The 14,437-nt window shown below is 37.4% G+C and carries 14 protein-coding genes; 2 read left to right on the top strand and 12 right to left on the bottom strand.

Annotated features, from left to right (window positions below):
* Positions 1-124: 124 nt before the first annotated feature.
* The 6 genes from ABVZ64_RS07330 to ABVZ64_RS07305 all read right to left on the bottom strand — a co-directional run bounded on the left by ABVZ64_RS07330 (position 125) and on the right by ABVZ64_RS07305 (position 6,299).
* Complete coding sequence (locus ABVZ64_RS07330; RefSeq protein ID WP_352400377.1) at positions 125-1,504, bottom strand: alanine/glycine:cation symporter family protein; 1,380 nt, start codon at positions 1,502-1,504, stop codon at positions 125-127.
* Between the two features lie 618 nt (positions 1,505-2,122).
* Positions 2,123-3,214: an endonuclease/exonuclease/phosphatase family protein gene (locus ABVZ64_RS07325; protein ID WP_352400376.1), complete on the bottom strand. Its 1,092-nt coding sequence runs from the start codon at positions 3,212-3,214 to the stop codon at positions 2,123-2,125.
* Positions 3,215-3,216: 2 nt separating this feature from the next.
* Complete coding sequence (locus ABVZ64_RS07320; protein WP_352400375.1) at positions 3,217-3,609, bottom strand: NifB/NifX family molybdenum-iron cluster-binding protein; 393 nt, start codon at positions 3,607-3,609, stop codon at positions 3,217-3,219.
* Positions 3,610-3,619: 10 nt separating this feature from the next.
* Positions 3,620-4,444 carry a P-loop NTPase gene (locus ABVZ64_RS07315; RefSeq protein WP_352400374.1) on the bottom strand — a complete coding sequence of 275 codons (825 nt, stop codon included), beginning with the start codon at positions 4,442-4,444 and terminating at the stop codon, positions 3,620-3,622.
* Positions 4,445-4,446: 2 nt separating this feature from the next.
* The gene (locus tag ABVZ64_RS07310) at positions 4,447-4,821 is read right to left on the bottom strand and encodes a DUF134 domain-containing protein (RefSeq protein WP_352400373.1); all 375 of its coding nucleotides are present in this window, start codon (positions 4,819-4,821) and stop codon (positions 4,447-4,449) included.
* A 119-nt stretch (positions 4,822-4,940) separates the two neighbouring features.
* Positions 4,941-6,299 (bottom strand): APC family permease, encoded by a 1,359-nt coding sequence (locus tag ABVZ64_RS07305; protein WP_352400372.1) that lies wholly within the window; start codon positions 6,297-6,299, stop codon positions 4,941-4,943.
* 233 nt (positions 6,300-6,532) lie between these two features.
* Here ABVZ64_RS07305 and ABVZ64_RS07300 point away from each other — a divergent pair, with 233 nt between their 5' ends.
* Entirely contained in the window at positions 6,533-6,859 is a 327-nt protein-coding gene (locus ABVZ64_RS07300) for a hypothetical protein (RefSeq protein ID WP_352400371.1), read from the top strand.
* Between the two features lie 317 nt (positions 6,860-7,176).
* Complete coding sequence (locus ABVZ64_RS07295) at positions 7,177-7,389, top strand: hypothetical protein (RefSeq protein WP_352400370.1); 213 nt, start codon at positions 7,177-7,179, stop codon at positions 7,387-7,389.
* Positions 7,390-7,437: 48 nt separating this feature from the next.
* Here the strand turns inward: ABVZ64_RS07295 and rnr are convergent, their stop codons facing one another.
* The 6 genes from rnr to ABVZ64_RS07265 form a co-directional block, all read right to left on the bottom strand.
* The gene (rnr, locus tag ABVZ64_RS07290) at positions 7,438-9,582 is read right to left on the bottom strand and encodes a ribonuclease R (protein ID WP_352400369.1); all 2,145 of its coding nucleotides are present in this window, start codon (positions 9,580-9,582) and stop codon (positions 7,438-7,440) included.
* 76 nt (positions 9,583-9,658) lie between these two features.
* On the bottom strand, positions 9,659-9,901 hold the full coding sequence (gene secG / locus ABVZ64_RS07285) for a preprotein translocase subunit SecG (protein WP_352400368.1): 243 nt from the start codon (positions 9,899-9,901) through the stop codon (positions 9,659-9,661).
* A gap of 391 nt (positions 9,902-10,292) precedes the next feature.
* On the bottom strand, positions 10,293-11,480 hold the full coding sequence (locus tag ABVZ64_RS07280; RefSeq protein WP_352400367.1) for a LysM peptidoglycan-binding domain-containing protein: 1,188 nt from the start codon (positions 11,478-11,480) through the stop codon (positions 10,293-10,295).
* A gap of 13 nt (positions 11,481-11,493) precedes the next feature.
* A complete protein-coding gene (locus ABVZ64_RS07275; protein ID WP_352400366.1) occupies positions 11,494-11,622 on the bottom strand; it encodes a hypothetical protein in 129 nt (42 codons plus the stop codon).
* Between the two features lie 93 nt (positions 11,623-11,715).
* Positions 11,716-13,287, bottom strand: coding sequence for a cardiolipin synthase (gene cls / locus ABVZ64_RS07270; protein ID WP_352400365.1), 1,572 nt, complete (start codon positions 13,285-13,287; stop codon positions 11,716-11,718).
* A complete protein-coding gene (locus tag ABVZ64_RS07265) occupies positions 13,265-13,954 on the bottom strand; it encodes a GTP pyrophosphokinase (protein ID WP_352400364.1) in 690 nt (229 codons plus the stop codon). Before ABVZ64_RS07265 ends, cls begins: the two co-directional genes overlap by 23 nt.
* Between the last annotated feature and the right edge of the window lie 483 nt (positions 13,955-14,437).

Below are 14,437 nucleotides of genomic sequence, written 5' to 3'. Positions count from 1 at the left end.
TCGATGGCTACATTTTCACATTTAACAAATCCACCCCTCCAGCAGACGATTATTTGTTTTTTATTACAAAAAAAGACGGCATAAATGCCGCCTTTCTAACGTGGGATTGAAATGTATTATTCTATTATCTATTCACTGTTGGAATTTCATCTGTAGACCAACCTTCCATATTGTCATCCCACAGATATTTCTTTGTTTCAGTTACAATTACACCACTCAAACCTAGTAAAGCAACCAAGTTAGGGAATGCCATCATAGCATTTAACGTATCAGCAATATTCCATACCAAGTCAAGAGCAGTAACACTACCAATAAATACCACAATAACCCAAGCTACACGGAAAGGTTTAATAGATTTAGTACCCATTAAGTAAACCCAAGATCTTTCGCCATAGTAGCTCCAACCTAAAATTGTAGACCATGCGAATGTGATCAAACCAATTGTTAATACAATAGGCCCAATTACAGGAATGTGGTTAAATGCTGCAGATGTCAAAGCACCACCATTTAAACCAGCCATACCTTCTGGGTTTTTCAAAATAGAAGATACCAAAACCAAACCAGTTAAAGCACATACAATTATTGTATCCCAGAATACACCAGACATAGCAATTAAAGCCTGACGTACAGGGTTTCTTGTCATAGCAGCTGCATCAGCGATAGGTGCAGAACCCAAACCAGATTCATTTGTAAACAAACCACGGGCAATACCAAAACGAATCGCCAACATTACTGTAGCACCAACAAAACCGCCACCTGCTGCATTTCCTGTAAATGCACTACCTACGATCATTTTTAAAGCAGGAAGAATATAGGGTCCATTGAGAACCAAGATAATAACACAACCTAAAATATAAAGACCTGCCATTAAGGGAACTAACTTTTCACAAACCTTTGCGATAGATTTAACACCGCCCAGAATAACCAAAGCTGTACCAACTGTAATAACAATACCTGTAATCCAAGTAGGTAAACCAAAGTTGTCACGCACCATTGTGGAAATGGAGTTAGCCTGTGTCATGTTACCAATACCAAAGCAAGCAACACCAGCAAACAGGGCAAACAAGACACCCAACCACTTTTGTCCAAGACCTCTTTCCAATGCATACATAGGACCACCGATCATAGAACCAGTGCTATCTTTTACTCTGTACTTAATTGCTAATAAAGCCTCGCCATATTTTGTTGCAATACCAAACAGACCAGTCAACCAGCACCAGAAAATCGCACCAGGTCCGCCGATAGAAACCGCTGTTGCTACACCTACAATATTACCAGTACCAATTGTAGCGGCCAAAGCAGTTGCCAAAGCCCCAAAACCGGAAACGTCGCCTTCAGCCTCATCATCAGGTGTTACAGAAAGCTTGATCGCCTTAAAGATATGTCTCTGAATTACTCTTGTTCTGAGTGTAAGGAAAACATGAGTACCAAACAACAGAACCAACATTACGGGACCCCATACAATACCATTGATGGCGGATACAAAATTGTTAATCGCTTCCATTTAATTCCCTCCCAAATTATTATATTATAATAAGTACGCCGGTCAGAATCTTCACCCTTACTCTTTGTATGACAAGTTAATCCGCTCCCACGTCAACGAATGATATTTTTTTGTCGGATACAAAATAAAGATGCTCCCTCAGATTCTGTTACCTATTTACTATTTTATATGATTACGGTAAAAAAACAAGTATTTTTTTATAAAGCAATTTCTTCCATTTCGGTGTTTTTGGAGAAAAATGTACAACTTTTATTAATTTTTATTCATATTTTTGACTCGTTTTATTAAATCAGCATTAAAAAATATAAAGTTAAAATACTAACAAGAATGAGTATAATTCACGAAAAAATTTATTAATTTAACATTAAAAATAACCATTATGCCTATACTATAATTCATTTTCAACATTTTTTTGTATTTTTATTGATACATAGTTAAAACGGAATTTATGTTTTTTAGGCTTTGTGCATATTTACCCCAATTTTTTTGCTTTTTTCAGACTTTTCTTGTTCAAATGTAGCGCGATATGTCATTTTTTTGACGGTATGAAAATGGACTTTGTGATTCACACTCTCAAATTAAAACGAAAAAAGCTCCCCTGATTGGGGAGCCTTTTCGTTATACCTTCAATTTAAAAGACATTGTAACGGGATTGTGATCCGAATAATTAAATGAAACATCAAGAACATCATATTCCATTATCTCTATGTTATCGGAAATGATGAACCCATCTAATGTTACAACAGATGTTTTTCTGGGATCATAGGGCATATCATTGCTTCTACTGCTTTTCACCTGAGTATTTCTTGCCTCATCTGAAAGGAGATCCACACCAAGGCTAAAATGCTCCGGGAGTTCCTTTCTAGGAAAAGGATGAGCCCAGCTTTCAACTTTGCCAGAGACCTTTTCCTTTTCCAGTAAGTCATGATTAAAATCTCCGCCACAAACAATATAGTTTCCTGCTAAATACTCCTGTTCCATATCGTTGGCTAACATTTCAATCTGTGCCGATCTAATTATGTTATCATTGCCATAGGCTGAAAGATGCACATTGTAAAGGCAGAGATTCTTTCCATTTTCCACCGGAATGTTACTTTTTGAATAGCAACGATCTAAGTCAATATACTTCTTTATCCCTTCTGAAATAGGTAAACTGCGTCGAATCGCACTCTTTATTTGATAGCGAGAGTAAACCACAATGGCAGATAAAGACTTCCCATGGGGCTCCCATATAGGGTAGAAAAGAAAAGGGGAATCATAAATGACAGCCGCCTGATTATCATATTCAGAAAACATACCATCGAAATATTCCTTTTGATTTACATGATAACTCCTTGTAGCATCTAAATCCACCTCTTGCAGCAGCAAAAAGTCAGGATTATACCCCCTTGCAACACCAGCAGAGCCCTGGATGCAGCTAATCACGCTATCCTTACTTTCGGCTATGGAACGTTTTCCGCCATCCATAAAAAATGTATACTCGGGTGTATATGCGCCAAAGCCTATATTGTAGGTCATGACTCGATAAACTTCCCCCATCCTAATGGATTCAACAGCAGACCTTTGTTGAATCTCTAATGGTTGATTATCTTTAACTCTCTTATATGATAAAACTACATATAAAAAATAAACTATCAAACCCATTAGTACAATTCCAAGGGTAGCCTTCATTATTTTTTTCCAGTTAATACCTGTACCCTCCTGACTCAAAATTAATGGCCTCCACAGTGATGTTCATGCTCTTCACCACAGTCATGATCATCATGATGATGGTTGCATTGAGTCTCAGGCTTAAATGCCAGCATTCCATTCAAATACTCCTGCACCCTTGTATCTGCATCCCCCTCAACACCTGGGAATATTTCTATCCCTTTCTGTACCAAAGCTGTCTTTGCGCCTCCGCCAATGCCACCACAAATCAATACAGAAACTCCATGAACATTCAAAAACTCTGCCAATAGCCCATGACCACTGCCAGTGGCACTAGTCTCATGGGCAGATATAACAGATCTGTCCTCCGCAGTATATAATTTAAATCTTTCAGAATGTCCAAAATGTTGATAAATAGTTCCATTTTCATAAGGTACAGCAATAATTTTTTTCATTTGAACCACCTCAAATATTTTCTAAATAAGATACAAGAGGATTCAGCCATTCGCCTTCTAATTCCTCTGTTTCCCCTCTGTCGCAACGCGCTGCTATGCTTGGATCGATAGGCAGCTTACAAACCACAGGTATATTATGCCTCATAGCAATTGCATCTATGTTACTTTCACCAAAAATTTTGTGTAATTCATCACAATGAGGACAGACAAAATAAGAAAGGTTTTCAACAATACCCAAAATTGGCACATTCATCATCTCTGCCATCTTTACAGCTTTATCAACAATCATACCAACCAATTCTTGAGGTGATGTGACAATGATTATGCCGTCAATGGCAATGGACTGGAATACCGTTAAGGGTACATCTCCCGTTCCAGGAGGCATATCAATAAACATATACTCAACATCCCCCCAAATTACATCCTTCCAAAACTGTTTTACTGTTTCAGCAATAATTGGTCCACGCCAAACCACCGGGTCTGTTTCGTTATCTAGTAAAAGATTAACGGACATAACCTTAATTCCTTTTTTTGTTTGGCAAGGAAGCATACCTTGCTTTGTTCCATATGCCTTTTCAGTCATTCCAAAGGATTTGGGAATGGATGGACCCGTAATATCTGCATCTAAAATGGCAGTGTTTTTTCCCAGGCGGTTCGTCAAAACAGCCATAGAAGAAGTTACCATTGATTTACCTACACCACCCTTACCGCTAACAACAGCAATTACCTTCTTAATCTTGCTATGTTCATTGGGAGGTACTAAAAGATCTGCCGGTTTTCTGCTAGCACAGTCGGAAGAGCAGCTTCCGCAGTTATGTGAACAATTTTCGCTCATAATTACATCTCCTTAGGTATATTATCTAACTTTCTTTTCTTGCAACAAAATTTCTCGCATTTTTTCCCACAAGGCACGCTTTCACCTTCACAAAGAGCAAAGTCTCCTCCTTCAATAAAAAGCACCTTCCCGTTTACCAGCGCATCAGCTATTTTTTTTCGAGCCTCGTTATATATACCCTGCACTGTTGTTCTAGCAATATGCATTTGGGCTGCGCATTCTTCTTGTGTATATCCCACCAAATCAATCAGTCGAATTGTTTCGTATTCATCTACGGCCATTATGACACGGTTTTCATCATCCATTTCTTTCATCGGTGCAAAACCGTAATTTTCTGGTAAAGAGCAGACTTTCCTACATTTTCGCGGTCTTGCCATAAAACCCCTCCTCCTTTGTTTTCGACATATGTTGCTAATAATAGTATACAACTTCTCATTTATATGTCAACTATTTGTAATAACAAAAAGGCGGAGAAATCTCCGCCTAAAGTTTCATTTTATTCCATTTTTTCATGCCCATAATTCTTAAGTAAAAAACCAATGCACATAATAACTGCAAATACAATTAGATAATAAACAATGGCTTTTCCTAAAGATACAATGGCCGCTACAACCATAAACCCACTGGCAACCACACCTAAAAGAGGTGCAATATAACGATTGAAAACACCCAAACCACTTCCTTTTTTCAACTGCATCAAGAAAATTGGAATGTACATTGCATAAATGGTGATAATGGGAAGTTCAGAACTATCAAAACAAAAAGGTCCAAACCATGGATCTGTCAGATTTGCTCCATAAAAATAGGTAAGCCAAATCGCTGCCATTAATACACCCATTGCAGATGAATTTGTAGGCATATTTGTGACTTTATCTAAGCCATTAAAAATATGAGGTGTAGGCCCTTCATTCCTAGCCGCCATAGCATAGAATCCACGGGTACAGGCTAACATTAATCCATTTAATGTACCCAAACAGGAAATAACTACAAAAACAAAGAGCAATGTGCCACCCGTTTGGGTAAATACTGTTGAGAATGCAATTTTTGCGCCTGTCTCTCCGCCTTCCATCATAACGCTGTTTTCAACAGCCCCTGCCAAACCTATATAGTAAAGCATATAAATCAAAACAACAAATACCGTACCAATAACCAATGCCAAAGGTAAATTACGCTTTGCATCTTTTAACTCAGCATTGATACTGGTTGCGCATATCCAGCCTTCATAAGCAAACGCAGTGCCAACAACTGCTGTAAACAAGGGATTGCCCTGTACATCTGCAATAACTGAACCATTAAAATTCTCAATCAAAATACCATTCTTCAGACCAAAAATCGTTCCAACTACTGCCATTAATGCCAAAGGTATAATCTTAATTACCGTTGTGGTTACCTGCAATTTTCCTGCTAACTTGGGTGAAATTGCATTAAGTACATAGCTACCCACAAGGAATAAGCTGGCTATTGTCATAGCCTGAGGCCCAACGATATCCCACCCTAATAATACACAGAAATATCTGGCGGAAACCCATGCCACAACAGAAGTCATTGCGGGAAAATAAATTGTTGCCATGAACCATGCAAAGAAATAACCATATTTTGTACCTACCATCATTTCCGCATAGTCAACAATACCGCTTACTTTTTCATATCTTGTTGCCATTACTGCAAAGTTATACGCACAGGCAACCATAACCAAACCACCTAAAAACCATGCTAAAATGCCTTGAGGAAGATTTCCCCCTGTTGCTACCAAAACCTTTTCCGCTTTGAAAAAAACACCACTTCCAATTACAATACCTACTACCATGGCAATTGCAGTTAGAAGTCCATACCTTTTTTCCAGACCTTGACTCATACTACCTCTCCCCTTATTTCTTTTGTACATAAACGCATCATTGCATCTATGCTTTGCTCTATAAAAGTAACATATTTTATCATAGAATACAATGACTTCAAGCAAAATAAGCTATGTATTTTTATCCATACATTTTAAATTTTTAGTCAGTTTGTTATTTAGGGCATCTTCCTTCTGTTGCGAAATATGGATGGAGATGTTAAACTACAATTACATAAAATATAAAGGAGGAAATGATGTTACTCTACTCTATTCTTCTATGCTGTATTGCAATATTTTTCTTTAAAGAGGCAAAGTCTATCAGCCAAATGCAGTCTCGACTCCTGCCAGATTTTAATAAACATACTTTTGTTGCAAAAACTGCTGCAAAACAGATCCGATTGATTTCTTATAGCTCTGCAATAAGTGCAACCTTAATGCTGCTGGCTTTTGTTTATAACCTCTTTACAAATGCGGCAACTCCTAAGTTATTAATTGCGCTTTCCTTTTTGGCATATGGCGGAGGATTCATGGTTGGAATGTATCATTGCTACAAATTAAAAAAAGAATTAGGAAACTAACTTTTGATGACAGTAATATAAACCCCGTCACTGCACTAATCCTATGTTTACCATTTCCTTAGTGGTTTATATCTCCTAACCTAAAGAAAAAATGATTCTAACGGTTTTATCTTACCTATCATTTGTAAATCATTCTATATGCTGAAATAATTTTGGATGTCAAAAAAGCATAATTTATTTTCAAAAATAAACTATATTAAAAATTAAATTTCCATTGCAAAGCCAAGGAAAATCCATTATCATAATTATATTGGGTTTGGTAAAGCACCTTAGCATAAACGAAAATGAAATGCGCAGCAAAGAACGGGGGCTTTTCAATGAATAAACTAACGTCTTTAGGTTTTTGTCTAATTCTTTTTGTATGTGTACTGGGTGTCGGCTTCGGCATTTACTGTGTTGTGACTACGCCGTTTTCCTTTCCCTATTTGTGGGTTGCCCTAACTTGGATTATAATTTGGTGCATTGTTGCAAAATACGCATTAAAAAAGAAAAAAGTATTGGCTGCAAAAACTGAAGCCAATGAAGCTTAATTTTCACAAATAAAAAAGGCAAAAGCTTACTCAGCTTTTGCCTTTTTTTCATTCTTCGCCATCTTCAAATAAAAAGTCAATTGTTCCAATTTCTTTAGAAACTTTGGCAACGACTACCGTTACCTTATCACCTAAGCGATAGGTTTTACCCGTTCTTCTTCCAAATACTAACATATGCTTATCGTCAAATTCGTAGTAGTCATCATCCAGCATTGCCAAAGAAACCATCCCTTCTATTGTATTTGGTAACTCCACGTATATTCCCCAGTTCGTGACACCAGAGATAATTCCCTGGAATACCTGGCCGATTTTATCTTCCATAAATTCAACCTTTTTTAACTGATCTGTATCTCGCTCTGCTTCATCAGCAATGCGCTCTCTTTTTGAGCAATGCTTTGCCATATCTGGCATTTTACTATTATACTCTTTAATTTGGCTTTCCCCCATTTGTCCATGAAGCATTTTCTTCAACATTCTATGAATTTGCAAATCTGGATAACGGCGGATTGGTGATGTGAAATGGCAATAATATTTTGCCGCCAAACCAAAATGCCCCAAGTTATCCGCGCCATAGCGTGCCTGCATCATACTACGCAAAACCATTCTGGTGATGATTCTCTCCTGGTCTGTACCCTCAGCATCTTGTAATACTCGCTGAATCTCCCTTGGATGAATTTCTCCATCTTTTTTACGCAAATAATAGCCAAATCCACGAATAAACTGTTCCATACGCTGCAGCTTTTCTTCATCAGGCTCCATGTGCGTACGATACATAAAGGGGATTTCTTGCCAATATGCATTCTCAGCAACCGTCTCATTACAAACCAACATGAACTCCTCAATTAAATTGGTTGCAATACTTCTTTCATAGGGGCGAATTTCAATGGGTTTTCCTTGGTCATTTAGTATGATTTTAGACTCTGGTAAATCGAAGTTTACAGAACCTCTTTTTCTTCGCTTTTCCCCTAAAACTTCCCTTAGCTCGTTCATTTCCGATAGCATAGGCACAATCTCTGCATATTCTTCTAAAAGGCTAGGGGTCTTATCCTCCAAAATTTCCCGAACAGCAGAATATGTCATACGGTAATTTGAGTGAATCACAGACTCACAAATTTTATGATCAATAACATTGCCTTGTGGATCAATCTCCATGATACAGCTCATTGTTAATCTATCTGTATGGGGATTCAACGAACAAATCCCATTGCTAAGCATATGCGGTAGCATTGGTATGACTCTATCCACCAAATAAACACTGGTTCCTCTAGCATAGGCTTCACGATCCAATGCTGTGTGCTCACGCACATAGTTTGTTACATCAGCGATATGAACGCCAAGCAAGTAATTTCCCTTATCTGTGCGTGTCAAAGAAACAGCATCATCCAAGTCTTTAGCATCCTCACCATCAATGGTAATAGTTAAAACATCCCTCAGGTCCTCTCTGCCTTCCTTATCTTTTTCCAAAACCTCGGGTTCTAAATTTTCAATTTCTTTATATACTTCTTCAGGAAATTCTATGGCCAAATCAAATCGTCGAATTACTGATAAAATATCCACACCAGGATCATTTATATGTCCTAATATTTCAACAATCTTCCCTTCTGGATTCCTTCTCTCTTCGCCATAGTTAATTATCTCAACGACAACTTTATGGCCACTTACAGCACCCTTACCATTTTCCTTTGAAATAAATATATCTTTGGCAAATTTTTTATCATCTGCAATGACAAAGCCAAACCCTTTGCTCTGCTCATAAAGACCAACAACACGGGTTACTCCTCTTTCTAATACTTTGATTATTACGCCATCTGCCTTCTTATCTTTACCGCCTTCATGAATTACTTTATACAACACTCTGTCTTTTTGCATTGCTCCACCAGTTTCGTTAGCCGGGATAAAGATATCACTCCCCCCTTCATCGGGGGTAACAAAACCAAACCCTTTCGCATGACCTATAAAAACACCTGTGGACATATTTAAAGATTTTGGTGCAAGTAGTTTGCCTTTTTTCGTTTCTACAACTTTTCCTTCACTTATCAGTTCCTGAACAAGGCTATCAAACTTTTCCCTGTCAGTATCAGGCACAGAAAGCATTTGTCGAATCTCTTTACGCTTCATAGGAATATATTCTTCACTTTGGATATATCCAAGCAACCTCTTCTTTCGTTCTTCTAGTGTATTATTTAATTCCATAATTTCCTCCAATTTATATTTTTTCCCAATTTTGTTTTTTACAAAAAAAGAGACGCATTTCTGCATCTCCTATCTATTAGCCAACTAAATTAATTGCAAGAGCAATAATCATAAAAAGTGCGCCACCAATTTTTGTATATTTTTCCATCGCACCCTCAGCAGAATGACCCTTATTTTTACTCCAATAAGTGTCACCATTGCTACTGCCACTAATTGCACCCAAGCCTGCAGAACGCTTAGACTGCATTAATATAATTCCACACAATACTACTGCTAATACAGCCAAAATACCTGTTAAAACCATGCCAATTGTTGTCATTTCAAATCCTCCTATATATACTGCTCATTTTTCTGAGTCTTATCCATCCTTAAACAGCATTAATATTGTATCATATTATTTCTAACATCGCAACATTTTTTTCATAAATCCACTTTCCTTATTATACATTGATCCCATTTATAAAAAATTACAAATTTTTCTTTGGCAGCCTTCTATTCATTCAGTCAATAGAAAAATAAAATATAACCCCTTTTCATCAAATCATGATATTTCTACATATAAAAGCCCTGCCAATCTGGCAAGGGCCTTTATCATTCCTCCAATATACAATCCACAATCATAAATTTTTTTAAAATATCACCTAACCTTTCTTATTTGATTTTATAATTAGAATGATACAACTTCAATCAACTTTGTATTGTGCCTTTATTTACGGAATAAGTAAAGCCTGTCCCGCGTAAATCATATCGGCATTTTCTAAATTATTAGCCCTCATAATCTTTGTAATACCGCTATTATCTCCATAGTACTTTGTGCTAATAAATCCTAAGCTGTCTCCAGCCTCAACGGTATGCCATGTTTCCACAGCCGGTTCTTCTACCTTTTGCGTATCCTCTTTTTGAGACTTCACTGGCGTTGGGGTCTTAGTTTCAGCTGCAAAGGCTGCCTGGACTTTCACACCCTCTATGCTTTCCTCCAGCTTTTGATAAGAGCTTTGAACCATTAAAATTTCCCCTTCCAAACTACGCAATCGGGTCATATTACTCATTAATGCAAATCCCATGCATATACAAACAACACAAAGAACACAACTTACCCCGGCTAACATGGTGTATCGACCCTTTTGAGCCTCTTCTGCCTCTTCTGCACGCCTTTGTAGAACCCGCCGAATTTCCTTTGCAGCATCCATACGTTCCTCTGGACGTGGTCTGCGTCTTTTCCTCTCTCCCTCAGCTACTTTCTGACCTTCCTGAATTGTTTCTTCTATGTTTAGATCTTTTATATCTTCTTTGGGTCGCACCATGCTGTTTTCCAGCATATATTCCTGCATTTCCCTATTTTTATCATAGTAAACAAAATAACCCCTGGCCTGTCGCAGGCCCTTATTTTCATTATTATATATATAAAACGTATCCATTTTATCAAGACTATCAATGACAAATAATACCTGCCACTTTTCCTTGAAATATTCCTCATGAAACAGCTCATCTTTTGCCATTAAAAATGAACCAAAACCCGGCTGAATATGAGCCCATCCAACCAATGTCATACCTTTGAAATATGTTTCCATCTGACTGCCGATGTACTCCCAAGTTTCTTCGCTAAAACTCTCGATACCATTTTTCTGTGCGGCGCCTTTTCCTTGTATAGCTCCACAAATCACAACGGAATCTTCACCATTAATTTCTATGTGTCGCCCCACCAATGCCGCAACCTTTTCTTTGCCACCATTGCTTTTCCCATATTGATACAAATATGTATACACATAATCTTCAATGTAGATTCGCATTTGACTTTCCAGTGCACCCATCTGCTTTGTTTTTTCAGGCAAAGTCGATGACTCTTCATCTATTCCATAGCCATACAAATTCATATCACCGTTATAATACTGCCGCATCCTATGTCCTCCCTTATATGTAAAATCCGTCGGCATGTTTCTCTGGCAACTTCCCAAAGACTATCTGCTTGTCCAAAATATACCATGTGTGGCTTGCACTTTCTGTCAAACGCTGTCGTCCCATTTCATTTTTCTTCCGCAAAAATATCCGATTCTCCCTAAAATTCGCAAATGAAAAAACAGATATGTCAAAACATACCTGTTCTCTTTTTGCATTTTAATTTGTAAGTGTATTTCACATTAGGGGGGCCACTACCTTTAGCAACTTACCTAATATCCGCATATAAATCTTCTCTTTTGCACAGTCTTCTAGTGTAATCTGTTGACATTTGGAAAGAGTTTCCTGATAATCCCTTTCAATTGCTTCAATCTCTGGTACATCATACATGAATGCCGCACACTCAAAGTGTAAATACAAGCTCCGATAGTCTAAATTGATAGTTCCAACAACCGACTTTTTATTATCACTAACAAAAACTTTTGCGTGCACAAAACCTGGTGTATACTCGTAGATTTTAACACCTCCACGAATTAGCTCTTTGTAATGACTCTTTGCCAGAGAAAAAGGTGCAACTTTATCTGGTATATGAGGTAGCATAAGTTTTACGTCTACACCTCTTTTTGCCGCATATGAAAGGGCATTTACCATTTCATGATCAAGAATCAAATAGGGCGACATAATGTGAACATAATGTTCCGCACGATTTAAAATATCCATATAAACCGTCTCACCAATTAATTCTTCGTCAAATGGGCTATCCCCATAAGGCATAACAAAGCCTTTGGCATCGTTCTTTTCCCTTTCCACACACAAATATTTTTCATAATCTTCATTTTTCTCGTTTACATTCCACATCTGTAAAAACATTTGTGTCAGACCCTCTACCGCATCTCCTTTTAGCAGAACAGCTGTGTCCTTCCAGTGTCCGAATCTTTTTTCGTGGTTGATATATTCATCCCCAATGTTAATTCCACCAGTAAAACCAACCTTTCCATCTATCACCAGTATCTTTCTATGATCTCTATTGTTATAGTGTGTAGACAGAATTGGTTTTAGGGGCGCAAACATCTTGCACTTTATTCCTACTGCCTCCATCATGGCTGGATAATTATATGGCAATAGGTTTACGGCACAAGTACCATCATACATTACTCTGACTTCAACGCCCTGTTCAACTTTACGTTCTAAAATCTCTAGAACTTTCTCCCACATAACTCCTTTTGCAATTATAAAGTACTCCATAAAAATATATTTCTCTGCTTTCTCAAGCTCTTCTATCATGGCTTCCAACTTTGCCTCGCCTAGGGGAAGGTACCTTACCTCCGTGTTTTGATAGATGGAAAAATTGCCATGCTTACGCACATAGTCAGCCATTCGGGCAGTGCCTATATCCGCCTGCCTCAAAGCATTTATTACCTCTTCATCCTGTTTTACATATTTTTGCGTTTCCTGATATAAAGTTTGTAACCGCTTTTCCAAAATCCTCTGCCCTGGGTGTGTTTCCACATATAAATAAAGCAGACCACCAACTACGGGAACAAGCAGTGTTAAGATTGTCCATGACAACTGCACAGTAGGATTGTTGTTCTTATTGATTATGTACAGCACGATAAACAATCCAAAAATAGCATTACCACCAAAAAAAACTGGCACATACTGCTCAAAATATTTTAAAATATTAAACAGTAAGAAAGCCTGTAAAGCTATTAAAACTAGTATAACTGCAGTTCGTCCAAAAACAATTCGCAATATACCACTTCGACTTTTTCTTACTAATTCATTTTTAGCAATTTCTTCTCGTGTCATCTCGTTGCACCTCTATCCGATCCCGGATGTCCTGCATCCGTAAGTCCATATTGCTAATAATTTCGGCACACTCTTTCAACTCTCCAAAAATTGCAGTAGCATCTGTAACATCTTTTTTATATTTTAGTTTGTGTTCTAAACTGGCCCAAAAGTCCATGGCTATAGTGCGAAATTGCACTTCCACCTTCATGGGCTTCTTCTCCTCAGCCAAAAAAACTGGTACCTCTAGTAAAAGGTGCAAGCTTCGATACCCATTTTCCTTTGGATTTTTAATATAGTCCTTTGCCTCTATCAATGTAATATCATCCTGTTGTACCAACAAGGCTGCAATGGCATAGATGTCGTCCACAAAGGAACAAATTACCCGTATGCCAGCAATATCAAACAGGTTTTCCTCCATACTCTCCACCGTAATAGGAAAACCTTTTCTATTTAATTTTTCTACAATACTTAAAGGCTTTTTAATTCTTGATTTTATTGATTCAAAGGGATTTCTATTATATTTTAAAGCAAATTCCTGATTTAAAACATTCAGTTTTGTTTCTACTTCCATCGAGGCACATCTATATTCCATCATTAATTCCATAAAAGGCCTTGCTTCTTTTAAACTTATTTCCGGATGTATAGATGACAATCTATCTTCATATTCTAGTTCTAACAAACTCACCTTCGCCTCATCCTTTCATTTAAAATATACTCTAGTATAACATATTGAGTCTATTTTGTCTATTTTCTGACATGCTTCTATTCCTTTTGACAGCAAATTAATCAGTATTGTTATATCCTAACTATGGCTAAGAGGCACCCATTGCGGCTCCCCATCTCACTTCATAAACTTACACCAGAGTTGACATGAAACCAATATTTTTCATTTAATATCTTTTCTATTTCCATAGGCTAAAATTCTTTTTGTTAGAAAATACGACAAAATAAAAAAAGTTTCCCTTGGAAACCCAAAGGAAACTTTTAAAAACAAACCTAACCTATTAAAAATTAGTTGTTAGCTTTTGCTGTTTTGTACTTTCTGATTGCATCAGCCAATTTAGGCAGGATAACTTTAACGTCACCTACAATACCCAAATCGGATACTTCAAAGATAGGTGCTGTATCGTTTTTGTTAATGGAAATAACCACTTCAGAGTTTTCCATA

Origin of the sequence: Anaerotignum sp., assembly GCF_040307045.1 — a bacterium.
GTDB lineage: Bacteria > Bacillota > Clostridia > Lachnospirales > Anaerotignaceae > Chakrabartyella.
This window is presented reverse-complemented; position numbering and strand designations above follow the sequence as displayed.

Coding starts and splice junctions, on each gene's coding strand:
- ABVZ64_RS07330 (WP_352400377.1), bottom strand. CDS start 1,504: ATGGAAGCGATTAACAATTTTGTATCCGCCATCAATGGTATTGTATGG.
- ABVZ64_RS07320 (WP_352400375.1), bottom strand. CDS start 3,609: ATGAAAAAAATTATTGCTGTACCTTATGAAAATGGAACTATTTATCAA.
- ABVZ64_RS07315 (WP_352400374.1), bottom strand. CDS start 4,444: ATGAGCGAAAATTGTTCACATAACTGCGGAAGCTGCTCTTCCGACTGT.
- ABVZ64_RS07310 (WP_352400373.1), bottom strand. CDS start 4,821: ATGGCAAGACCGCGAAAATGTAGGAAAGTCTGCTCTTTACCAGAAAAT.
- ABVZ64_RS07305 (WP_352400372.1), bottom strand. CDS start 6,299: ATGAGTCAAGGTCTGGAAAAAAGGTATGGACTTCTAACTGCAATTGCC.
- ABVZ64_RS07300 (WP_352400371.1), top strand. CDS start 6,533: ATGATGTTACTCTACTCTATTCTTCTATGCTGTATTGCAATATTTTTC.
- ABVZ64_RS07295 (WP_352400370.1), top strand. CDS start 7,177: ATGAATAAACTAACGTCTTTAGGTTTTTGTCTAATTCTTTTTGTATGT.
- rnr (WP_352400369.1), bottom strand. CDS start 9,582: ATGGAATTAAATAATACACTAGAAGAACGAAAGAAGAGGTTGCTTGGA.
- secG (WP_352400368.1), bottom strand. CDS start 9,901: ATGACAACAATTGGCATGGTTTTAACAGGTATTTTGGCTGTATTAGCA.
- ABVZ64_RS07280 (WP_352400367.1), bottom strand. CDS start 11,480: ATGCGGCAGTATTATAACGGTGATATGAATTTGTATGGCTATGGAATA.
- cls (WP_352400365.1), bottom strand. CDS start 13,287: ATGACACGAGAAGAAATTGCTAAAAATGAATTAGTAAGAAAAAGTCGA.